Genomic DNA, 21,583 nt, shown 5'->3' with positions numbered 1-21,583 from the left:
CCGGCGCCGCTCCGGGGGCACGCCGTGATGGGCCGTCCCTGGCCCGCACGGCTTTCGCGGCATCCATGCCGCTCATCCCCCTACACGACACCTGCGCTCGGCCTGGCGCCTTAACGTCGCGTTAGGCGGCGCCTGCACCACCGCGTATGAAGATCAAAATCAAAAACACACCCCCGCCCCGTAGCAGTCCGGCTTGCCGGCGTCGGCGCCCCCAAAATCGCCCCCGCCGGCAAGCCGTGCTGCTACGGATCGGTGTTCGCATCTGTAGGAGCGCGCTTGCCCGCGATGGCGGCCTCACGATCGCCGACGCCGGCAAGCCGGACTGCTACGGGCGGGTTGACTCGACCCTGTAGGAGTGAGCTTGCTCGCGACGGCGCCCTCGAGATCGCCCCCGCCGGCAAGCTGTGCTGCTACGGATCGGTGCTCGCATCTGTAGGAGCGCGCTTGCCCGCGACGGCGTCTTCAAGATCGCCCGCATCAGCAAGCCGTGCTGCCGTAGACATAAATTGCTGACCCACCTCCAATCCAATCCAGAGCATCTAAACTCCTCTCACGCACAATCGTCATACGCCACGGGCATCTGGTGAGTAATATCGCTGCAGCCACGGTCTCAGGACAGCATCCTTCAGGTCTGCTCGATGAACGACAAGTACACACCCCACAACTGGGCACCCCACGAGCGGCCGACGATTCCCGGATCGCCGTCTACACCTTTGCATTCCGCGCCCAAGCGCTGGGCGTTTGCGATTGTCGGGGTGATCGTTGCCCTCACCGGCGGACTTGGGAATGCGCTGGTGGTCGCCAACCTGCAATACCTGCAAGGTGCGCTGGGCGCGACCCAGGCTGAGATTGCCTGGCTGCCCGCCGCCTATGTGATGACCAACGTCTCGATCAACCTGCTGCTGGTGAAGTTTCGCCAGCAGTTCGGCCTGCGGGCGTTTACCGAAGTGTTCCTGGTGCTCTACGCGCTGGTGACCTTCGCCCATCTGTTCGTCAACGACATCGAATCGGCCATCGCCGTGCGCGCCGCCCACGGCATGGTCGGCGCGGCGCTCAGCTCCCTGGGCCTTTACTACATGATCCAGGCCTTCCCGCAGAAGTGGCGCATGAAAGCGCTGGTGCTGGGCCTGGGCACGGCACAGCTGGCCACACCGCTGGCGCGGCTGGTGTCCGAAGACCTGCTGCAGATCGCCGAATGGCGCGGGTTGTACCTGTTCGAGCTGGGAATGTGCCTGCTGTCCCTGGGCTGCGTGTTGATCCTCAAGCTGCCGCCAGGTGATCGCTTCAAGGCTTTTGAAAAGCTCGACTTCCTGACCTTCATCCTACTCGCCACCGGCTTCGCTGCCCTGTGCGCGGCGCTGTCGCTGGGGCGCATCGAATGGTGGCTGGAGGAGCCGTGGATCGGCGTGGCCCTGGCCTCCTCCATCGCCTTGATCGTGATGGGCATCTGTATCGAGCACAACCGCACTCGCCCCTTGCTGATCACCCGCTGGCTGGGCAGTGGGCGGATGATCCGCTTCGCCATGGGCGTGCTGCTCACCCGTATCGTGCTGTCGGAACAGGCCACCGGCGCCGTGGGTTTTCTGCAGGGGATGAATCAGGGCACCGAACAGTTGCACACCCTGTATTTCTTCATGCTGCTGGGCAGTGTCGCGGGGCTGGTGGTCAGTGCGATGACAATTCACCCGCAGCACCTGTTCAAGCCGCTCATCATCTCCCTGGCGCTGATGGCCACAGGTTCGATCATGGACAGCTTCTCCACCAGCCTGACCCGTGGCCCGCAAATGTATTTCAGCCAGTTCCTGCTGGCGTTCGGTGGCACGTTCTTTCTGGGGCCAACGCTGGTGCTGGGCATGAGCGGCGTGTTGAGCAACCCGCGCAACATGGTCAGTTTTTCGGTGCTGTTCGGGATCGCACAGAACGTCGGCAGCCTGATCGGCTCGGCGTTGCTGGGCACCTTTCAGGTCTGGCGCGAGAAGTTTCATTCGGCGCACATCGTCGAGCACGTGACCCTGCTCGACCCGCAGGTGCAGGCGCGCTTGCAGAGTTCCAGCGCCTCGTACCTCTCGGCCATCGCCGACCCTTCGGCGCGCACCAACCAGGGCATTCGCGCCCTGGCCACCGCCGCGACCCGGGAGGCCAATACCCTGGCCTATAACGATGTGTTCATGCTGATCGCCCTGATCGCGATCCTGACCATGATCTGGATCACCAGCCGCGCGACCTGGCTGTGGATCACCACCGAACCGGTCGCGCCGTTCACGCCATCCCCTTCGACACCCTCTTCCGTTCAACCCAGCGGCGTACAACCTTCATGACAGAACCGAGCAAGCCTTCCGGCACCCCACCGCCCACCCAGGCCGCCCCGGCACCTTCGGCAAGCCCCGCCCCGGCACCGGCAGCGATGCCCGCCACCAGCCAGCCGCGTTCGGCGAAGATTCGCCTGGTGTCGTCGATCCTGTTCGGCGGTGTCGCGCTGGCCGGGGTGCTGGTGGTGCTGTACGCCTGGCAACTGCCGCCGTTCAGCAGCCCCATCGAAAGCACCGAAAACGCCCAGGTACGCGGGCAGACCACGATCATCGGGCCGCAGCTGAGCGGCTACGTGTATGAAGTGCCGGTGCAGGATTTCCAGTGGGTCAAAACAGGCGATCTGCTGGTGCGCATCGATGACCGCATCTACCAGCAGCATCTGGATCAGGGCCTCGCGCAATTGGGCATTCAGAAAGCCGCGCTGGACAACAACCTGCAACAGCGGCGCAGTGCTGAAGCGACCATCGTCCAACGCCAGGCAACGGTCGCCAACGCCCAAGCCCAGAGCGAGAAGGCCGCCGCGGACCTGCGCCGCAGCACGGCACTGGTGACCGATGGCTCGATCTCGAAAAGCGAACTGGACGTGACCCGCGCCGCCGATGCCCAGGCCCGTGCCGCCCTGGCCGAGGCCAAGGCCACGCTGGAAATCGCCCGTCAGGATTTGCAGACGGTGATCGTCAACCGAGGCTCCCTCGAAGCCTCGGTGCAGAACGCCGAAGCCTCCATCGAGCTGGCGCGCATCGACCTGAGCAACACCCGCATCACGGCGCCTCGAGACGGCCAGCTCGGCCAGATCGGCACCCGCCTGGGCGCCTATGTCAACTCTGGCGCGCAACTGATGGCGCTGGTGCCCAAGCCGCGCTGGATCATCGCTAACATGAAGGAAACCCAGATGGCCAATGTGCGCCTGGGACAGCCGGTAACCTTCACCGTCGATGCCCTGGAAAACCGCAAGATGCGCGGGCGGGTGCAGCGGATCTCGCCAGCGGCAGGTTCGGAATTCAGCCTGTTGCCGGCGGACAACGCCACGGGCAACTTCGTGAAGATCGCCCAGCGGATCCCGGTGCGGATCACCGTGGACGACGATCAGGACGGTGTTGAACGGCTACGCCCGGGGATGTCGGTGGTGGTGAGCATCGACACCAGCCAGGACGGCCCGGTGCCGCCAGATCCTGTCGACGGCTCGGTGGATACCCAGCACTGAGGGGTCGCCCGTTCATCGGCTCGACAAGGAACCTGCAAGCAAAAACCACGGTCACCTGCCGGGAGGGCAACTACACTGCCCTTCCTCCCTTGGCGGCCCGACTGCCTCACGCCTGGTTTGCCATCTCCCTCGATCAGACAGGATGACGCGCCATGAAAACCTCAGGTCCGGATCACCCCATCACCATCGCCCCGCTCAAAGGCCGGGTCACCGTGCAATTCAAGGGCGTGCGTGTCGCGCAAAGCGACAAGGCGCTGGAATTGAAGGAAGCACAGTACCCGGCGGTCATCTATGTGCCCCGTTCGGATATTTCCATGGAACATTACGAAATAACCGACCATCGAACACATTGCCCCTACAAAGGGGATGCCAGCTATTTCAGCCTCAAGGCCAATGGCGAGTCCGCTGAAAATGCCGTCTGGAGCTATGAGCAGCCCTTCCCTGCGGTCAAGGAGATCGCCGGGCACGTCGCGTTCTATCCAGACAAGGTGACGATCGAAGTCCACTGATGCTCAAACCGGCGCAGCAATGCGCAGGCAAACACCGGAGAAAGCCCCGATGACGCGCCACTCCCGTCAGCTACGTGAAACACCTGCCGCCACTGCACTGTACAAGCGTTATCAGAGCGTTCGCAGCCGTACCGAACAACTGGTCGCACCGCTGAGCCCCGAAGACATGGTGGTGCAATCGATGCCCGACGCCAGCCCCGCCAAATGGCACATGGCGCACACCACCTGGTTCTTCGAGACCTTCCTGCTGGCTCCGAACATCCCCGACTACACGCCGTTCGATCCCGCCTTCTGTTACCTCTTCAACTCCTATTACGAAGCCGTCGGCCCACGCCATCCGCGCCCGCAACGGGGTCTGATGACCCGCCCCGGTGTCGATCAGGTGCGCGCCTACCGCGCCCATGTCGACGAACAGATGGCCCGGCTTTTTGCCGGCAGCCTTTCGACCCAAACCTGCAGCCTGATCGAACTGGGCCTGGCCCATGAAGAGCAGCATCAGGAACTGCTGCTGATGGACATCCTGCACCTGTTCAGCCTGTCCTCGCTCAAGCCCGCCTATGATCCGCGCTGGCCCAAGGATACCTCCGGCCGCCGCGGGCGTTTCAAGCCGCTCAACGCCGGCCTCACGCAGATCGGCCATGGCGGCGAGGGTTTTGCCTTCGATAACGAAGGCCCGCGCCACACCACCTACCTGCAGGCGTTCGAGATCAGCGACCGGCTTGTCACCAACGGCCAGTGGCTGAGTTTCATCGCCGATGGCGGCTATCACACCGCTGCATTGTGGCTGTCCGAAGGCTGGACGCTGGTGCAGGAAGCTGGCTGGAATGCGCCACTGTATTGGCAACATGACGACAACGGCTGGAAACGCATGAGCCTGCGCGGCCTTGAAGCCATCGATCCGAATGCCCCGGTCACCCACATCAGTTATTACGAAGCGGCGGCCTTCGCCAACTGGGCCGGCGCACGCCTGCCCACCGAGGCTGAATGGGAAGCCGCCGCCCGGGCAGGCTTGCTCGAACAGGTTGACGACGTGGCCTGGCAGTGGACCCAGACCGCCTACAACGCCTACCCCGGCTTCAAGCCTTCGGTGGGTGCGGTGGGCGAGTACAACGGCAAGTTCATGGTCAACCAGATGGTCTTGCGCGGTGGCGCCAGCGTGACCTCGCCCGAGCATTGCCGAGTGACCTATCGCAATTTCTTCCATGCCGAAAAACGCTGGATGGTGTCGGGCCTGCGCCTGGCCCGTGATGCGCGCCAGCCCGGTGTGGTCAACCCCCACGACAGCGAATTTGCCCGCGACGTGGTCGCCGGTCTGTCGGCGCCGGTCAAGACCCTGTCGCCCAAGTATTTCTACGACGCCAAGGGTTCGGACCTGTTCGAGGCCATCTGCGAAACCGCCGAGTACTACCCCACCCGCGCCGAAACCGGGCTGTTGACGGATGTCGTCGGGCAGATTGCCGCGACCATCCCCGAAGGTGCCGCACTGGTGGAGTTCGGCAGTGGGGCCAGCGAGAAAACCCGTCTGCTACTCGACGCCGCGCCGCACATCGCGGTGTATGTGCCGATCGACATCAGTGCCACGGCGTTGAACAAGGCGGCCAAGGCCTTGCGCCAGCGTTATCCATCGCTCGTGGTGGCGCCCCAGGTGGATGATTTTACCCGTGTGCTGACCTTGCCCAAGGAAGCCAACGGCCACACTCGCGTCGGATTTTTCCCCGGGTCCACCATCGGCAATTTCACCCATGAACAGGCCGTGGAGTTTCTGCACTCGGCCCACGATGTACTGGGCAGGAACGCGCATTTCATCGTCGGCGTGGACATGGTCAAGGACGAGCACACGCTGGTGGCGGCCTATGACGATGCCGAAGGTGTGACAGCGCGCTTCAACAAGAATCTGCTGACGCGGATCAACCGTGAGCTGGGGGCGAACTTCAACGTCGACGCTTTCCGCCATCTGGCGGTGTGGAATGCCGACCAGGCGTGCATGGAAATGCATCTGGTCAGCCAGATGGATCAGGTGGTCGAAGTCGCCGGGCAGCGTTTCCATTTCGCCGCCGATGAGCGGTTGCACACGGAAAACTCGCACAAGTTCACCGTGCAATCCTTCACCGCCCTCGCCGCGCAAGCGGGCTGGATGGTGACCGAGCACTGGGTCAGCGACGCGCCTGAAGTGGCGCTGTTCAGCCTGCAGGCCTGAACAGCCCCGCGGGCAAGCCGTGCTGCTACGGAATTCACACAACCCCGTAGCAGCCGGGCTTGCCCGCGGGAGCGATATTGAAAACGCCGCGACCTCAACATGGACGCTGTAGGAGCGCGCTTGCCCGCGACGGCGGTGTGTCTCTTCGCCAGCATCCTGACAGGCAAAGTTGCCCGCCCACCCTGCAACTATTCGTCATTGTCATATGCAAATTTGCACTGTTAGCATCCCTGACGAACTTCATGGAGCGCGGCTGGTTTTTGGCCGCCTGAACGAGAACAAGAAGCAACAGGGAGTCTGCAATGACGGCACAGGTAGTATCGGCCCACTCTTCAGGTCAGGAACCGGCCTGCGACGCCGTTCTGTCCGAAGTACGCAACCACATCGGGCACATCACCCTCAATCGCCCGCAAGGGCTCAACGCCATCGACCTGGACATGGTCCGCCAGCTGCAGCAACAACTCGACCACTGGGCAAACGATGACAAGGTCTACGCCGTAGTCCTGCGCGGCGCCGGCGAAAAGGCCTTTTGCGCCGGCGGTGATATCCGTGCGCTGTACGACAGCTACAAGCAAAACCTGCCCCACCATCAGCAATTCTTCGTCGAAGAATATGCCCTGGACCTGACCCTGCATCAGTACCGCAAACCCGTCGTGGCCCTGATGGACGGCTTCGTGCTGGGCGGTGGCATGGGGCTGGCGCAGGGCGTGGACCTGCGGGTGGTCACGGAACGCAGCCGCCTGGCGATGCCGGAAGTGGCCATCGGCTATTTCCCCGACGTCGGCGGCAGCTATTTCCTGCCCCGGGTCCAGGGCGAGCTGGGGATCTACCTGGGCGTGACCGGCGTGCAGATCCAGGCCGCCGACGCGTTGTATTGCGGCCTGGCCGACTGGTACCTGCAAAGCGCCCGGCTCGATGACCTGGACCGTCAGTTCGACAACCTGAAGTGGGCACTGACCCCGCTCAAGGATCTACAGGGCGCGCTGGCCAAGGTCGCGGTGCAACAACTGCCGGACCCGCCGCTGGAAAAACTACGCCCGGCCATCGACCACTTCTTTGCCCTGCCGGACATCCCGAGCATCATCGAACAACTGCTGGAAGTCACGGTCGTCGATACCCACCGCTGGGCCGTCGACACCGCCAACCTGATGAAAACCCGTTCCCCGCTGGCCATGGCCGTGACGCTTGAGCTGTTGCGTCGCGGGCGCCACCTGCCGCTCGAGAGCTGCTTCAGCCTTGAACTGCACCTGGACCGCCAGTGGTTTGAACGAGGCGACCTGATCGAAGGCGTTCGCGCCCTGATCGTAGACAAAGACAAGAAACCGCAATGGAGCCCGTCCTCAGTCCAGGCCTTGAACCCTGAACACGTGGCGAGCTTCTTCAGCGGTCATGAGGCCTGACCATGCAAGACCTTGAACTGACCGAAGAACAGATCATGATCCGCGACATGGCGCGTGAGTTCGCCCGCCATGAAATCGCCCCTCACGCCAGAGATTGGGAAACCGCCGGCTGGATCGACGATGCCGTGGTGGCCAAGCTCGGCGAGCTGGGCCTCTTGGGCATGATCGTCCCCGAGCAATGGGGCGGTACCTACATCGATTACGTGGCCTATGCGCTGGCAGTCGAAGAAATCTCCGCAGGCGACGCCGCCACCGGCACGCTGATGAGCGTCCACAGTTCGGTGGGCTGCGGGCCGATTCTCAATTACGGCAGTGAAGATCAGAAAACCCGGTGGCTGGAGAAACTCGCCACAGGCGCGGCCATCGGCTGCTTCTGCCTGACCGAGCCACAGGCCGGTTCCGAAGCTCATAACCTGCGCACCAGGGCCGAACTCAAGGACGGGGAATGGGTGCTCAACGGCGCCAAGCAGTTCGTCAGCAACGGCAAGCGTGCGCAACTGGCCATCGTGTTTGCGGTGACTGACCCCGAGCTTGGCAAGAAGGGCCTGTCGGCGTTTCTGGTGCCCACCGACAACCCCGGTTACAAAGTCGATCGCATGGAACACAAGATGGGCATTCGCGCCTCGGACACCTGCGCGGTGACCTTGAGCGACTGCCGCATCCCGGCAGCAAACCTGTTGGGCGAGCGCGGCAAGGGCCTGGCGATTGCCCTGTCCAACCTTGAAGGCGGGCGCATCGGCATTGCCGCGCAGGCCTTGGGCATCGCCCGCGCCGCGTTTGAAGCGGCGCTGGTTTACGCACGCGAGCGTGTGCAGTTCGACAAGCCGATCATCGAACACCAGAGCATTGCCAATCTGCTGGCCGACATGCACACGCGGATCAACGCCTCGCGCCTGATGGTCCTGCACGCCGCACGCTTGCGCACGGCGGGCAGGCCCTGTCTGTCGGAGGCTTCACAGGCCAAGCTGTTCGCCTCGGAGATGGCCGAGTGGGTCTGCTCCAAGGCGGTGCAGATCCACGGCGGCTACGGCTATCTGGAAGACTACCCGGTGGAAAAATACTACCGGGATGCGCGCATCACCCAGATCTACGAAGGCTCCAGCGAAATCCAGCGCTTGCTGATCGCCCGCGAGCTGCGTCATTACAGCCTCTAGTCGGTGACGCTGTCAGGGGCTTGGCGGCACCAGTCTGTTACGCCCCAACAGCAGCACCAGCAATGTCACCGAGTCGGCGTTGCCCATCAGGACCCTTATCCTGACGTCCTCATCAGCGAGAAACCGCTGACGAGCCTGCACCAGGTCGCGAGCCCCGGTCAGCCTCAGGATCGCAAAGTACGCCGGGCCGTCGTCAGCCTGCAGGGCGCGCCTGACCCCGCCGGTAGAGATCATGAACAGGCTATCCCTGGGCGTCTGAGCCGACAGGCGTCGTTCACGCAGCAGCGTCACTCTTCGCTGAAAGGAGATTTGCGCTGGAGTTTCCTGCGCCAGCAAGTCCGGATACGGCAGCATAGAATCCAGATAAGCGATATCCTCGGTGTCGAGCACCAGATGGCTCAGCTCATGGATCAGGTTCGCCGCCCTGTGGTGGACACCCTCGTTGAAACCTTCCGATGCCGCAGTTGCATTGAGTGCTGACAGCATCGGATGGAAGAATTTTTCAGTCAGGAACACCCGTCGCTGCGGATCACTCTTCATCACGAACGCCGTCACTGTCTCGAAGCCAGGACGCGTGGTGCCCACGACGTAACGCGGCGAACTGAAAGGCGACATCGAAGGATCCATCACCGCAGCGAACAGCGTCCTTATCGTGTTTTCGGTTGTGGCGAGCAAGCTGGGCAGTACATCGGTCACCCCGAAAAACGCCTGTATGATCCGCATGACCTGTGGATTGTGTGGCTGCCCGGCCTTGGGTGCCTGCAGGTTATCCAGGCAGGTTTCCAGCATCCGCATGGTGTGAAGATGCGCCTGGCCGATCCGTCTGGCGCGGTCGCGGTATAGCGTCCTGATTTCAGGCATCCCACTGGCTTCGATGGTGATGGTGTTCTCGACGCTGCTGATGATCCGTGACTCACGGAACCGGCTGGTGAACCCGCCTCCTCCTCGCAGGCGCATTTGCAGATCCACTAGCCAATGCTGGTGGCTGTCGGACTTGAGCCTGGGCCCGGGGGAGCCATCGGCACCGACGATCTGCCAGTAACCTTCCTCGGCAATATGTGCGACCTGATACACCCTGCCGCTCACAACGGCATAGGGCACCTCGCCGGTTCGGCTCTTGTAAATGTTCAACAGGGCATCGTGATCCATGTCCTTGAGGGCCACATTCCTGGCCTCCAGCGAGCTGAGCCGGTGAACCTGTTCAACCGTCAGCCCTTCATGACTCCACCCTGATCCGGGTTTGCTTTCCGGTTCCTCGCTGACCGACTCCAGGCGGTTGCCATGTCGATCATGCAGAACATCCTGCTTGATCTTTTGCTCACGGGCCGAAACCAGGACTCCCAACGCGGCACAGAACTCCGAGAGTGCCTCGCCCCACCGATGCCCTAATGCCGAAACAGCAGAAGCCTGAAACAGCCCGGTGCTCTGCCAGAGCGCCACCAGAGTGGCCAAGCGGCCCGGCAGTAGCATGAGCAGTTGCTCAAGCCCCAGCAACCCCAGAAACTCGCGCCCTGCCTGGTCTTCCTGTGCATTGGTCACGATGGCGGCCACGCTGTTTTCATCCAGCAGCATGATGGTGTCCTGGAACATCAACTGCACCACATTGCCTTTGACGGGCGCCACGTCCAGGGTTACGGGGCCCGGGGCACGCACGGGTACGTCGTCGGTTTCAACGCTGAACGGCAGGTGCGGTTCGACGAACCCGCCATGGTCATAGCGTGAGTGAGCGGCAGAGGCTACCCGGTCAAGCAGAACCTTTTGCAGAGGCAGCTCGGTACGCATGGCAGCAAGTAGCGCAGCCATGTCACTGAACTCGCGGAACATGAGCGTGGGATGCAGCAGGGTGAACAACACCAGCGGCCCCTGCTCGGCTCCGGCCGCACAGATCAGGTACATACCGCACACGGTATCGGGCGACATGCCAGCGTCAGGCACCAGTTGAAGCGGGCTGATAATCACATCGACCTTGTCGATCGGCTCACGGGCGATGCCGTCAGGCATCTCGAACACCTGGAAGACGTACTGGTAGGCCTTGTCGCTCAGTTGGCCCTTGAATTTCTGCTCCAGCGCCAGCGAAAGCAGCATGGCCGGCAACTGGTCGGTGAACAGGCGCTTGCGCTCGGAATATCCCGGGTCCGCAGCACCCAGTGACTTGCGCAGGAGTGCCAGATAACCGCTGCCGACATCCAGTGTCCTGACCATATTGCGCAGGTGGTCAGGCGTCAGCAGGCGCACGACCTCAGGGTCTGCGGACTCGACACTGAGCGCTGATTCCTGCTCGTGCCTGAAACGGTTGATGGCGTAGCGTGTCAGCGATTCGCTTTTCTTGAGGGTCGCGGCAGGGACCATCGATGGCATCTGTCCCGGCGGCGGCAATGCACTCAGGTAGCGCCGCGCGGTCACGGTTACCCTGTCAGGGTCGATCGTGTGACCGGGGAAGTCCAGCGCAAGTTGAGCCTTCAACTGGTTCGCGGCGTAATCGTGCACCGTCGGAAGATCCACCAGAAACTTCTTGCCGCCGTCGGTTGCTGCGTAATAGCGGCGGACCATGTCGCGGAACACCTTGAGGTCTTCCAGCGGCACCTTCGTCAACCACTCGGGCAGCATCTCTTCGAACAAGGTGGTGCTGACTCGCGTCCACAATCCGTCGAGGGTTTCGATCAATTGCCCATCGACTTCGGCCGCCCCCGCCAGCCGGGCAAACAGTTGCGCCTCAAGTGCGCAGCGCTCGACACGCTTGCAGAGCTGTTGCAGATCCTGCTGCTGGCGGGCCAGTGCATGCTGCGTCAGTGCCTGGGCGATGTCCTGGGTTACCATATGCAGGTGCACCTGCGCCCCGTTGGTGGCGGAGGCGTTCAGGTGCTGACGCAGGTCGGCGCTGTCACCGTCGCCAAGGCGCTGTAACCAGCCGTCCCGATCCTCACTGCGCAACTTGCGCAGCAGCGCATCTTTCAAGCGTTGGATCGAGGTGAATTGCTGCCAGCCGCCCGCGCCGCTCCAGAACATCACGGCGCTGTCGGGATCGTCCGGCCGCATCACCACCAGGGTGTCGGTCAGCATGGCGTTTGACTTGGCGAAGACCAGCGACAGGGTGAACGCCTGCACCATCATTGCCGTGCGGGGGCGCAACGAAAGGGCCGGATAATCCAGAACCTGAGTGACCATGTCGAACGCCAGCGGGTCCGTCCAGCCCTGACGCTTGCTCAGTGCAAGGTCCAGACGCATGCAGTCCTGGCGCAGGCTGATCGCCGTTCGCGCAGGCTGAATCGCCTGGTCCTCATGGCGCAGCAACCCGCTTCTGGACTGTTGGAACGCCTGGATATACGCCGAGGCAAAACCTGTCGCTACCTTGCCCAGCATGTGGTCGATGACCTCGGCGGGCGGACTATGGAACGTGGTCCCGCGTCCCTGCACGATCTGCGCATCGACAGGCAATGGCGAGCTCCGATGGCCACTCACCCGATCCAGCAGCAAGGTCCTCACATCGAAGCTGACCAACTGCGTCGAGTCGCCCTCGGCGGCCTTGGTGCTCCAGCTCACGTACAGGTCCTCGGCCCGCGCCTGTGGCCCGAACAGCACGCAGAGGTAGGGCTGCAAGACCTGGGAGGCGTAATCCAGCAGCACGTTACTGGTCTGGCGCAGGGAGATCGACAGGCTTTCGAGCAGGTGCGTCTGCTCGACCCAGGTGGGCATCTGGAACTCGTCGAGCCCGGACTCCGGATCCACCGCCTGCTCAGCGTCTTCGTCGATCTGTGGCAGCGGCCCAGGTGGTGGGACCGGGTCAGGCGCAGGCGTGTGCCAGGTACGCAGGAAGTCACGGGCTTCTGAATGCCAGCGTCGTGCTCCAAGGACCTGCTGTCCGGGATCAAGCAACTGACGGACGTCCAATGCATCATCGATCATCGCTACCCAGGCATCACCCGTGGTGGACAACTGCGTCACGTACTCCAGGTTGCGCGCCTGCATTGCGATGATCGAAGCCACCCGCTCGGCGATCAGGGGTGTCAGGATCTCGTGCTGCTCGACCCGCATGACTGCTTCTGCCGGCAGGGCTCGCAGATCATCCAGCGCGAGGGCAGGACGAAGCTGCTCCAACCCCTGGACCGAGGTAAGATGAGCAGTCAGCGCCGCCCAATCGGCAAATACCGTCAATTGCTGATCCGGCGCGAACCATATCAACGATTGATCGCCGTCCATACGTGGCTGAACCACAAAGGTGCTCGCCAGAGGCAACGGCGCGCCTTCTCCGGCCTGCAGCGTCAACTTCCAGCACGGGGTGGCGGCCTGCTCGGTGGTATTGTCCATTGCCCAGCGCAACACCGACCTCAGTGCCCTCAACGTAGCCGGTGTCAGGTTGGCATCGCGAGCGCGCACGTCCAGATGACGGAGCAAGCTCGCGCTGAAGCAGTCATTGGCCATGTCCTTGCGGGTGTGGATGTGATCGGCGCTCACCGGTGCCAACCAGTAGTTGTCGAGCAGCTTGGCGTAGTGTTCGTTGACCCCTGTAACCGCATCAGCCATTGCCTGGGTGTACAGCAAGGCATCGGCGGTGCCGACGATTGCCCCTTGCAGGTCGAGAAACTGCCGTCTGCAGCCCTTGACCACAGTGGCACCGCGATACTGGTCAAACACCGCCTCGGCCAGAGTCTGAGTCATGATGATCTTGTCGGCGTTGGTGCCCTTGTCGATGACGATGCGCAGCAGGTGCGTATACGGGTCGATCGCAAGCTGCGGGAATACCACTTCCAGTTGCCGCTTCAATGAGGCCGTCGAGGCATCGTACAGGCTGGGCATCTTGCACAACTCAGCGCTCATTCGCCCCATCTGTTCGACCTGATGATCGATACACGTCAGCGCCTGGGCCTTGAACGGGTCACCCTCGAGGCGCTCGAATTCGAAGAGGGCGTTGGGGTCATCCTTGGCGAACCGGTCGCGCAACATGGCCAGCAAGGCATGACGATCGGCGTAAGCCTCTACTCCCCTGCTCAGGCTGAACAGGTAGACCTGAGGCCTGGCGGTATCGGTGTGGCTCAACAACAGCGCGGCCGACAGCTCGAACGGGTTGGCCGAGCCGTCGCCACGCATCAGCCGGTCGACGCGCACCGGGTCTGGATCGTTCTCGACCGCAGGCCGTGCCGGCCCCAGCAGCCAGGTGTGTTCGGTGGGGCTGAACAGTTTCTTCTGACGCGCAGCGGCCAGTTCATCGATGTAGCGACGCTTGAGCGCCTCGCGCTGGAAAAACTCGGGTGTAATGTCGGGCATGTCTGCTCCTGGTCATTGTGCCCGCCCGGAGCGGGCGGGCATTCATGACAGGAGCGTATGGAGAAACGTCGTACCGCCTGCGCTACATAATGCTGTACATGCGCGTCGACATTTGCGATTCAATGGATCAGGTACGCAGTGCCTTCAATTCCTGCGCCGGGTTTTGTGCTTCAGGCAGTTCGACCATGGCCGGGCGGCTATTCCAGTGCGGGATCAGCACCAGTGCCGAGACCAGCGCGCAGGCAGCGAAGACGATGAAAACCGTCACGGTGTCGAAATAACCTGGCAGCAAACCACCGAGAATCGCCCCCACCGAGCCGCAACCGTTGACGAAACCCGAGGCGGTCGCGGCGGCTCTGGCGGTGCCGAAATCGATGGCGGCAGTGCTGCTGATCATCGAATCCGGCCCGTACAGCGTCAGGCCCATGACGAACAACAGCGCCACCACCAACAGCACGCTGCCGGTGTGCATCGCGCCCATGAACAGGCCCAGCGCAACGGTCAGCGCCACCAGGCTCAAGACACAGGCCGGCATACGCCGGGCGCCGAACAGTTTGTCCGAGGCAAGGCCAATCATGATCGGTCCCAGCAGCCCGGCCAGTTCGAATGCAGTCGGCACGATGGCGGCGCCGACCTTGCCGACATTCGGCATCTGCTCGAAGACGATCACCGGGCCCCACAGCAGAATCGCGTAACGCGCCGGCTTGAGCAGGAAGTACGCAAGGCCCAACGTCAGCACCGTGCGATTGCGCAGGATCTCCTTGAGCGGCGTCCAGACGCTCATGCCCTTCTGCGCATCGAGTTGCGCCGCACTCAACTCGGGTTCGGGCTCCACGGCTGGCAGGCCGACATCCTGGGGCGTGTTGCGCTGAAAGATGAAAAACAGCAACGCCACAAAAGCCACCACCGCTGCGCTGGAAAAGAACGCCGCGTGCCAGGTGCCAATCAGGTCATAGGCCCACCAGCCGGCAAACGGCGAGGCCACCAGGCCGCCAAAGGCGTAGCAGGAACTCCACAGCCCCAGCACCCGCCCGCGCTGGATGGCCGGGAAAAACGCGCCGATGTTCTTGCACAGCCCTGACCAGCCGGTGGACTGCGCCAGGCCCTGGATCAGCATGCAGGTGGCAAAGATCGGCAGCGTGGCGAAGCTACCCATGACCACCGCGGCTGCGGCGGAAATCAGCAAGCCGCCGAGCACCACCACCCGCGGGCCGAAGCGGTCGGCGAGCATGCCCCAGGTGAACTGGCCCACGGCATATGCAGCCAGGTAGATGGCGTCCATGTTCGCCATGGCCATCTTGTCCAGGTGAAACGTCGGGTCTTCGGCGATGCCCAGCTTGGCCACCGAAAAGGCTTTGCGGGTGAAATAGAAAGCAGCGTAGGCAAGCCAGGTGATGGCGAAGATCTGCACGCGCCAGCGCTTTATCGTTGCGACGGTATGGTTCATTGGATCTGACCTCGGGGTTGAGTGTGCCGGCAGAAATCTAAGGAATAACGCCTGTGTTCTTATTGGTGTAAGCACGGCATTCGCCGCCTTTTGATGGGTTGCGAATGGTCAGATGAGTCGCCAACGGTGTGCCGCGTGCACACAACACCCGGTGGTCGCTCATGGCCTCGACCGGCCAGTCGTCTCACGACTGGCCTTTGGGCTGGAGGGGATCAAAGCAAGTGCAGACTAATAAGTGAAATCGATTTATCGTATTTCAAATATAAGTTCAGCTTGTAACAGGTGATTGCATGTCGGTGTCCCACGCGCAGTTGAAAGCCTTCCACGCCGTCGCCCAGCACGGCAGCTTCACCGTTGCCGCGCAAAAGCTGTTCCTGACCCAGCCGGCGATTTCCGATCAGGTGCGCAAACTCGAAGAGCGTTACGGGGTGATGCTGTTTCATCGCAACAAGCGCTCGGTGAAGCTCACCGACCTGGGCGAACGCCTTCTGGGCATCACTCAACGCTTGTTCGCCGTGGAAATGGAAGCGCAGGAACTGCTACAGGATTCCCAGGCCCTGCAAACCGGCAGCCTGACCCTGGCGGTGGACGCGCCCGTGCACGTGCTGCCGCAGATCGCCCGGTTCTGCGAGCGTTACCCCGGCATTACGGTGAAGATCGAAACCGGCAACACCGATGAATCGCTGCACCGGCTGTTCAACTATCAGGCCGACCTGGCCTTGCTCGGGCGGGATGTGAGCGATGACCGGCTGCTGTCGATTCCGCTGCGCAGCGACCCGTTCGTGGCGTTCGTCGCGCTGAGTCATCCTTGGGCGAGCCGCGGCTCGATCACCCTGGCGGACTTGCACGACACGCCGTTGGTGCTGCGTGAGCCGGGTTCGGTCACGCGGCAGATCGTCGAAGAAGAAATGAACCGCCTGGGCCTTAAGATCCGTCCGGCGATTCAGGTCGAGGGGCGTGAAGCGGCCCGCGAGGCAGTGGTGGTGGGGATCGGCGTGGGGGTGGTGTCGGCCGCGGAGTTCGGCGCCGATTCACGGGTGATCGCCCTGCCGATTCTGGACTGCACCCGGCGCATGACCGAGACGCTGGTGTGTCTGCCCGAGCAGAGCTCGCGGCGGGTGGTGGCGACTTTTCTGGAGATGGTGAATGAAGGATTGGCATCCTCATCCCTGTAGGAGCGCGCTTGCCCGCGACTGCGATCCGTCTGCCCCGGACTCGCTGACTGACACTACGCCATCGCGAGCAAGCTCACTCCTACAGGACCGGGGCTGATTCAAATAACCGCCAAATCGAAAAACGCCTTGATCAAGCGCAGCTCCCGACGCCGCTCCAGGCAGCCGATGAAATGCTGATTGAGCAGTCCCTCCCCCGCAAGCGGCAAGGCCACCACCCTGGGATCGTGGCTGACCTCCACCGATGACACGATACCGATGCCCAGATCCGCCGCCACCGCTTCGGTCACCGCCTCGCGACTGTCCAGCTCCAGCAGCACCCGCGGCCCGACCACGGCCAGCGAGCAGGCCTCATCGAAGGTGCGGCGGGTGATCGAACTCGGTTCGCGCAGTACCATGATCTGCTGATCCAGCCGCTCAAGCGCAATCTCGCCCTCGCCTGCCCACTCATGCCGCGCAGGCAGCAAGGCGCAGATTCGCGACTGCGCGAGGCTCTGCAGATGCATGCCCTTGCGCGACTCCACCTCCGTGAGCACCGCGACATCCGCATGTTCCGACACCAGTGCTGCCAGGGTTTCCTGAGCGTTACCCAAACGCAGATTGACCGTGATCCCCGGAAACTTCGCGCGCAGCCGGGCCAGCATGGGCATCACCATGTGCGGCCCGTCCGCCGCGACTTCCAGCCGCCCGGTAAGCAGTTGCCGGTTGGCTTCGAGCATTGCCTGGGCCTCTTCGGCCATGCCGAACATCGCCCGGGTGATCGCTGCCAGCTTGATGCCCTCGTCGGTCAGCTCGACCCGCCGCGCCGTTCGTCGCAGCAGGGTGATCTGGTAGTGATCCTCCAGGGCCTTCACATGCCCGGTGACCGCTGGCTGGCTGATGAACAGGCGTGCCGCGGCGCGGGTGAAGCTGCCTTCCCGGGCGACGGCGTCGAAGGCACGCAATTGGAAGAGGTTCATGAATCGACCTGACTTATAGTTCGGATAACAACAAGCAATTTGATTGATAGTTCGCCTGCGGTCAACGTATGCCCGTCGCTTCCGATCCCCTGACGCTTCGAGGACACGCCCATGAGCATTGCGCAACCGATCCTGCTGACTCCCGGCCCGCTGACCACTTCTGCCCGCACCCGTCAGGCGATGATGGTCGACTGGGGCTCATGGGACGACCGTTTCAACAAGCTGACCGCCAGCCTGTGCTGGCAGTTGCTGGACATCATCAACGGCCACGAAACCCACCGTTGCGTCCCCCTGCAAGGCAGCGGCACCTTCGCCGTGGAAGCGGCCATCGGCACCCTGGTGCCCCGCGACGGCAAAGTGCTGGTGCTGATCAACGGCGCCTACGGCAAACGCCTGGCGAAAATCTGCGAGGTGCTGGGCCGCGACTTCTGCACGTTTGAAACTGCCGAAGACCAGCCGACCACCGCTGCCGACGTCGAAACGATGCTGCAGACCGATCCACGCATCACCCACGTCGCGCTGATTCATTGCGAGACCAGCACCGGCATCCTCAACCCGCTGCCGGAAATCGCCGAGGTCATCGCCCGGGCCGGCAAGCGCCTGATCATCGATGCCATGAGTTCCTTCGGCGCGCTGCCGGTGGACGCTGCGAAAGTCCCGTTCGACGCCCTGATCGCAGCGTCCGGCAAATGCCTGGAAGGCGTGCCGGGCATGGGCTTCGTCTTCGCCCGCAAAGAGGCGCTGGACGCCGCTGCCGGCAATCCGCACTCGCTGGCCATGGACCTGCACGACCAGTACACCTACATGGCCAAGACCGGCCAGTGGCGTTTCACCCCGCCGACTCACGTGGTCGCCGCGCTGCACGAGGCGCTGCTGCAATACAAGGAAGAAGGCGGCCTCCCTGCGCGCAACGCCCGTTATGTCGACAACTGCAAGGCGCTGCTCGATGGCATGGCCGAACTGGGCCTGCGCAGCTTCCTGCCTGCCGCGATCCAGGCGCCGATCATCGTTACCTTCCACGCCCCGCGCGATGCGCGCTACCAGTTCAAGGACTTCTACGAGCGGGTCAAGGCCAAGGGTTTCATCCTTTATCCCGGCAAGCTGACCCAGGTCGAAACCTTCCGCGTCGGCTGCATCGGCCACGTGGACGCCAAGGGCATGCAGGCCGCCGTGGACGCCATCGGCGAAGTGCTGCGGGAAATGGAAGTGCTGGACATCTGAACCTCGCCACCTGTTTGAAACCCTGATCTGACACCCTGACTTCGCTACGAATTTGAGGATTGACCCATGAACTACAGCAACCCGACCCAACTGCAAGCTGCGATTCTCGACTGGGCTGGCACCGTCGTCGATTTCGGCTCCTTCGCCCCGACGCAGATCTTCGTCGAAGCCTTTGGCGAGTTCGACGTGCAGGTGTCCATCGAAGAAGCCCGCGGCCCGATGGGCATGGGCAAGTGGGACCACATCCGCACGCTGTGCGACCAGCCGCAGATCGCCGAGCGCTATTGCAAGGCCTTCGGCCGCACGCCGACCGACGATGATGTCACCGCCATCTACGAGCGCTTCATGCCGCTGCAGATCGAGAAGATCGCCACCCACTCGGCGTTGATTCCGGGTGCGCTGGATACCCTCACCGGCCTGCGCCAGCAAGGGCTGAAGATCGGCTCATGCTCGGGCTACCCGGCGGTGGTGATGAAGAAGGTGGTCGAACTGGCGGCGAAAAACGGCTATGTCGCCGATCACGTGGTGGCCACCGATGAGGTGCCCAATGGCCGCCCGTGGCCTGCTCAAGCGCTGGCCAACGTGATTGCCCTGGGGATCGATGATGTGGCGGCGTGCGTCAAGGTCGATGACACCGTGCCGGGGATTCTCGAAGGGCGTCGCGCCGGGATGTGGACGGTGGCGCTGGTCTGCTCGGGTAACGCGCTGGGCCTGACCTACGAGCAGTATCAGGCCCTGGCGCCGGAGAAGCTGGACACCGAACGCAAACGCATCCACGCCCTGTTCGAAGGCTCACGTCCGCATTACCTGGTGGACACGATCAACGAATTGCCCGAGGTGATCGCCGATATCAACCGGCGCCTGGCCAAGGGCGAGATGCCGCAAAGCGCCTGAACCGTGGGAGCGCGCTTGCCCGCGACCGCGGTGTGTCAGCCGGCGTTGATTTGGCTGACACACCGCCATCGCGGGCAAGCGCGCTCCTACGAAGAGCGTTGCCAATCAGGCCTTTAGAGTCCGCTCAACATGCCCGGCAAACGCATCGATGATGCTCTGCAGGAACGGGCGGGTCTTCTCGTTCAGCTTGCCTTGCTCATCGAAGAAACTCCCGGCACCGCCCAGATACGCCTCGGGCTGCTGCATGCACAGCACATCCAGGAACACGAACGACTGACGCAAGTGCTGGTTCGCCCCGAAGCCGCCGATGGCGCCGGGCGAAACGCTGACCACCGCCGCAGGCTTGGCCTTGCCCCAGGAGCTCTTGCCATACGGGCGCGAACCCACGTCGATGGCGTTTTTCAGCACACCCGGCACCGAGCGGTTGTATTCCGGGGTGACGAACAGGAAACCGTCAGCGCCTTGCAGGGCCTGACGAAACGCGGTGTAGGCCGCAGGTGGCGAATCGAGGTCGATGTCTTCGTTGTACAGGGGCAGATCGCCGATTTCGACGATTTTCAGCGCAAGGCTCGAAGGTGCCAGCTCCGCCAGCGCCTTGGCGACCTTGCGGTTGAGGGACTCTTTTCTCAAGCTGCCGACGATCACTGCAATCGTATGAACCTGGCTCATGAACCTGACCTTCTTCTGATGGAGGAGTGACAGTTATAGATCAAGGCGACGAATTGGTCAGCGCAGTTTTTTCGTTCTCTTTGATCGAACCAGCCGATCTGCAACGCAAAACTTCGCTCCGTGAGCCTACCGTTGGTCGCGACTATTTTTTCCTCATTCGAAAACTACCCCGTAAAACGGCGGTCTGAAAGCCTTGAGCGGGGAAAGCCCCTTCGCAACCCAGGGAACGGTCTTACAAGCGGACACGGATTCACGGCCTGCGGTGGTACGATGCAGGCGAAACGAGCAGTTATTTCCAGAGGTTACAAAGCAAATGGCTTCAAACGATCATGTCGCACAATTTCATGCACGAGATGCAGAGGGTCGCATCTACCCCGTGCGGGAATTCCATGATTTAAAGCCAGACGAGACAGGCGAGATGAAGCAGGTCATCACCTATCGCCTGGTCATCGGCGACCGTGTGAATCATCTGGGCGGTGACGAGTTCGAACTGATTCAGTCGGGGATCAAGTTGACGCGCGTCAGTTGAACCCCGCAGTGCCGTAGCAGTCCGGCTTGCCGGCGTGGCACCCTTGAGATCGCTGTCGCCGGCAAGCCGGACTGCTACGGGGCGGTGTCTTCAAAGAACAGATACCAGAAAATCGCGGATTCCCGAGTGCTCGGGTCGATCGCGCGATAGCGCAGGTGATCCACCCCGCCCACCACGAACCCGTAGCGTTCATACAGCCGGCATGCCGCCAGGTTGTTGTTCTGGGTTTCCAGCATGATCCCCGGCAACTCGTGCTTGCGCGCCCAGAAGCGCGCCACGTCCAGCAGCTTGCCCGCCACACCGCTGCGCCGCATGGCCGTGTCCACCGCCAACTCGTCGATATGAGCGAAACCGTTCCAGTGCTTGCTGATGACGATGTGCCCCACCGGATCTTCGTCCAGCCAGGCCACCAGCACCGTGCCATCGGCCGCATCGCGGTAATGGCAGAACTCTTCAGAATCGATCCCGTAGTTCTTCAGATAAGGCTCGACCGCGTCGATGGGCCATTGCGCAACCGGTACGCCGATCTGCACCTGGGCGTAGCCAGTGACCGTGAAGGTGAATTCGCTGTTGAGGATGTAATCCTCGAAGCACTCGTCGGCGACCCGAATGCTCAGGTTCAACTCGTCGCGGCACGCTCGTTCGTTCACAGGACC

15 protein-coding genes are annotated in these 21,583 nt (G+C 62.5%); 10 read left to right on the top strand and 5 right to left on the bottom strand.

Annotation, left to right across the window (positions count from 1 at the left end; translation table 11 throughout):
• Positions 1 to 638: 638 nt before the first annotated feature.
• From ACIPO9_RS23935 to ACIPO9_RS23910, 6 genes are all read left to right on the top strand, one after another.
• Positions 639 to 2,318, top strand: coding sequence for an MFS transporter (locus tag ACIPO9_RS23935; protein WP_400783915.1), 1,680 nt, complete (start codon positions 639 to 641; stop codon positions 2,316 to 2,318).
• Positions 2,315 to 3,514, top strand: coding sequence for an HlyD family secretion protein (locus ACIPO9_RS23930; protein ID WP_400783914.1), 1,200 nt, complete (start codon positions 2,315 to 2,317; stop codon positions 3,512 to 3,514). Before ACIPO9_RS23935 ends, ACIPO9_RS23930 begins: the two co-directional genes overlap by 4 nt.
• 152 nt (positions 3,515 to 3,666) lie before the next feature.
• Positions 3,667 to 4,023 carry a DUF427 domain-containing protein gene (locus tag ACIPO9_RS23925; protein ID WP_400783912.1) on the top strand — a complete coding sequence of 119 codons (357 nt, stop codon included), beginning with the start codon at positions 3,667 to 3,669 and terminating at the stop codon, positions 4,021 to 4,023.
• A gap of 49 nt (positions 4,024 to 4,072) precedes the next feature.
• The gene (gene egtB, locus ACIPO9_RS23920) at positions 4,073 to 6,220 is read left to right on the top strand and encodes an ergothioneine biosynthesis protein EgtB (RefSeq protein ID WP_400783910.1); all 2,148 of its coding nucleotides are present in this window, start codon (positions 4,073 to 4,075) and stop codon (positions 6,218 to 6,220) included.
• A gap of 302 nt (positions 6,221 to 6,522) precedes the next feature.
• Complete coding sequence (locus ACIPO9_RS23915) at positions 6,523 to 7,620, top strand: enoyl-CoA hydratase/isomerase family protein (RefSeq protein ID WP_400783908.1); 1,098 nt, start codon at positions 6,523 to 6,525, stop codon at positions 7,618 to 7,620.
• Between the two features lie 2 nt (positions 7,621 to 7,622).
• A complete protein-coding gene (locus tag ACIPO9_RS23910; RefSeq protein ID WP_400783906.1) occupies positions 7,623 to 8,774 on the top strand; it encodes an acyl-CoA dehydrogenase family protein in 1,152 nt (383 codons plus the stop codon).
• A 12-nt stretch (positions 8,775 to 8,786) separates the two neighbouring features.
• Here ACIPO9_RS23910 and ACIPO9_RS23905 read toward each other — a convergent pair whose 3' ends face one another.
• Entirely contained in the window at positions 8,787 to 14,036 is a 5,250-nt protein-coding gene (locus ACIPO9_RS23905; protein WP_400783905.1) for a dermonecrotic toxin domain-containing protein, read from the bottom strand.
• 127 nt (positions 14,037 to 14,163) lie between these two features.
• Positions 14,164 to 15,483 carry an MFS transporter gene (locus ACIPO9_RS23900; protein ID WP_400783904.1) on the bottom strand — a complete coding sequence of 440 codons (1,320 nt, stop codon included), beginning with the start codon at positions 15,481 to 15,483 and terminating at the stop codon, positions 14,164 to 14,166.
• Positions 15,484 to 15,773: 290 nt separating this feature from the next.
• Between ACIPO9_RS23900 and ACIPO9_RS23895 the strand changes: the two genes are divergently transcribed.
• Positions 15,774 to 16,658: a LysR substrate-binding domain-containing protein gene (locus ACIPO9_RS23895; protein ID WP_400783902.1), complete on the top strand. Its 885-nt coding sequence runs from the start codon at positions 15,774 to 15,776 to the stop codon at positions 16,656 to 16,658.
• Positions 16,659 to 16,756: 98 nt separating this feature from the next.
• Here the strand turns inward: ACIPO9_RS23895 and ACIPO9_RS23890 are convergent, their stop codons facing one another.
• Complete coding sequence (locus ACIPO9_RS23890) at positions 16,757 to 17,614, bottom strand: LysR substrate-binding domain-containing protein (protein ID WP_400783900.1); 858 nt, start codon at positions 17,612 to 17,614, stop codon at positions 16,757 to 16,759.
• 111 nt (positions 17,615 to 17,725) lie between these two features.
• Here ACIPO9_RS23890 and ACIPO9_RS23885 point away from each other — a divergent pair, with 111 nt between their 5' ends.
• Together ACIPO9_RS23885 and phnX are read left to right on the top strand one after the other, a co-directional pair.
• Complete coding sequence (locus tag ACIPO9_RS23885; protein WP_400783899.1) at positions 17,726 to 18,835, top strand: 2-aminoethylphosphonate--pyruvate transaminase; 1,110 nt, start codon at positions 17,726 to 17,728, stop codon at positions 18,833 to 18,835.
• Between the two features lie 66 nt (positions 18,836 to 18,901).
• Positions 18,902 to 19,729: a phosphonoacetaldehyde hydrolase gene (gene phnX / locus ACIPO9_RS23880; RefSeq protein ID WP_400783897.1), complete on the top strand. Its 828-nt coding sequence runs from the start codon at positions 18,902 to 18,904 to the stop codon at positions 19,727 to 19,729.
• Between the two features lie 105 nt (positions 19,730 to 19,834).
• Here the strand turns inward: phnX and ACIPO9_RS23875 are convergent, their stop codons facing one another.
• On the bottom strand, positions 19,835 to 20,398 hold the full coding sequence (locus tag ACIPO9_RS23875) for an NADPH-dependent FMN reductase (protein WP_274133583.1): 564 nt from the start codon (positions 20,396 to 20,398) through the stop codon (positions 19,835 to 19,837).
• Positions 20,399 to 20,711: 313 nt separating this feature from the next.
• On the opposite strand from ACIPO9_RS23875, the gene ACIPO9_RS23870 reads away from it, so the two are divergent.
• On the top strand, positions 20,712 to 20,927 hold the full coding sequence (locus ACIPO9_RS23870) for a hypothetical protein (RefSeq protein WP_274133584.1): 216 nt from the start codon (positions 20,712 to 20,714) through the stop codon (positions 20,925 to 20,927).
• A 74-nt stretch (positions 20,928 to 21,001) separates the two neighbouring features.
• Here ACIPO9_RS23870 and ACIPO9_RS23865 read toward each other — a convergent pair whose 3' ends face one another.
• Entirely contained in the window at positions 21,002 to 21,577 is a 576-nt protein-coding gene (locus tag ACIPO9_RS23865; RefSeq protein WP_400783896.1) for a GNAT family N-acetyltransferase, read from the bottom strand.
• Between the last annotated feature and the right edge of the window lie 6 nt (positions 21,578 to 21,583).

Source organism: Pseudomonas sp. NPDC090203, from assembly GCF_044746765.1.
Taxonomy (GTDB): domain Bacteria; phylum Pseudomonadota; class Gammaproteobacteria; order Pseudomonadales; family Pseudomonadaceae; genus Aquipseudomonas; species Aquipseudomonas putida_AD.
The sequence above is the reverse complement of the archived record's forward strand: the minus strand, read 5'-3'. Positions and strand labels throughout refer to the sequence as shown.

Coding starts and splice junctions, on each gene's coding strand:
- ACIPO9_RS23935 (WP_400783915.1), top strand. CDS start 639: ATGAACGACAAGTACACACCCCACAACTGGGCACCCCACGAGCGGCCG.
- ACIPO9_RS23930 (WP_400783914.1), top strand. CDS start 2,315: ATGACAGAACCGAGCAAGCCTTCCGGCACCCCACCGCCCACCCAGGCC.
- ACIPO9_RS23925 (WP_400783912.1), top strand. CDS start 3,667: ATGAAAACCTCAGGTCCGGATCACCCCATCACCATCGCCCCGCTCAAA.
- egtB (WP_400783910.1), top strand. CDS start 4,073: ATGACGCGCCACTCCCGTCAGCTACGTGAAACACCTGCCGCCACTGCA.
- ACIPO9_RS23915 (WP_400783908.1), top strand. CDS start 6,523: ATGACGGCACAGGTAGTATCGGCCCACTCTTCAGGTCAGGAACCGGCC.
- ACIPO9_RS23910 (WP_400783906.1), top strand. CDS start 7,623: ATGCAAGACCTTGAACTGACCGAAGAACAGATCATGATCCGCGACATG.
- ACIPO9_RS23905 (WP_400783905.1), bottom strand. CDS start 14,036: ATGCCCGACATTACACCCGAGTTTTTCCAGCGCGAGGCGCTCAAGCGT.
- ACIPO9_RS23900 (WP_400783904.1), bottom strand. CDS start 15,483: ATGAACCATACCGTCGCAACGATAAAGCGCTGGCGCGTGCAGATCTTC.
- ACIPO9_RS23895 (WP_400783902.1), top strand. CDS start 15,774: ATGTCGGTGTCCCACGCGCAGTTGAAAGCCTTCCACGCCGTCGCCCAG.
- ACIPO9_RS23890 (WP_400783900.1), bottom strand. CDS start 17,614: ATGAACCTCTTCCAATTGCGTGCCTTCGACGCCGTCGCCCGGGAAGGC.
- ACIPO9_RS23885 (WP_400783899.1), top strand. CDS start 17,726: ATGAGCATTGCGCAACCGATCCTGCTGACTCCCGGCCCGCTGACCACT.
- phnX (WP_400783897.1), top strand. CDS start 18,902: ATGAACTACAGCAACCCGACCCAACTGCAAGCTGCGATTCTCGACTGG.
- ACIPO9_RS23875 (WP_274133583.1), bottom strand. CDS start 20,398: ATGAGCCAGGTTCATACGATTGCAGTGATCGTCGGCAGCTTGAGAAAA.
- ACIPO9_RS23870 (WP_274133584.1), top strand. CDS start 20,712: ATGGCTTCAAACGATCATGTCGCACAATTTCATGCACGAGATGCAGAG.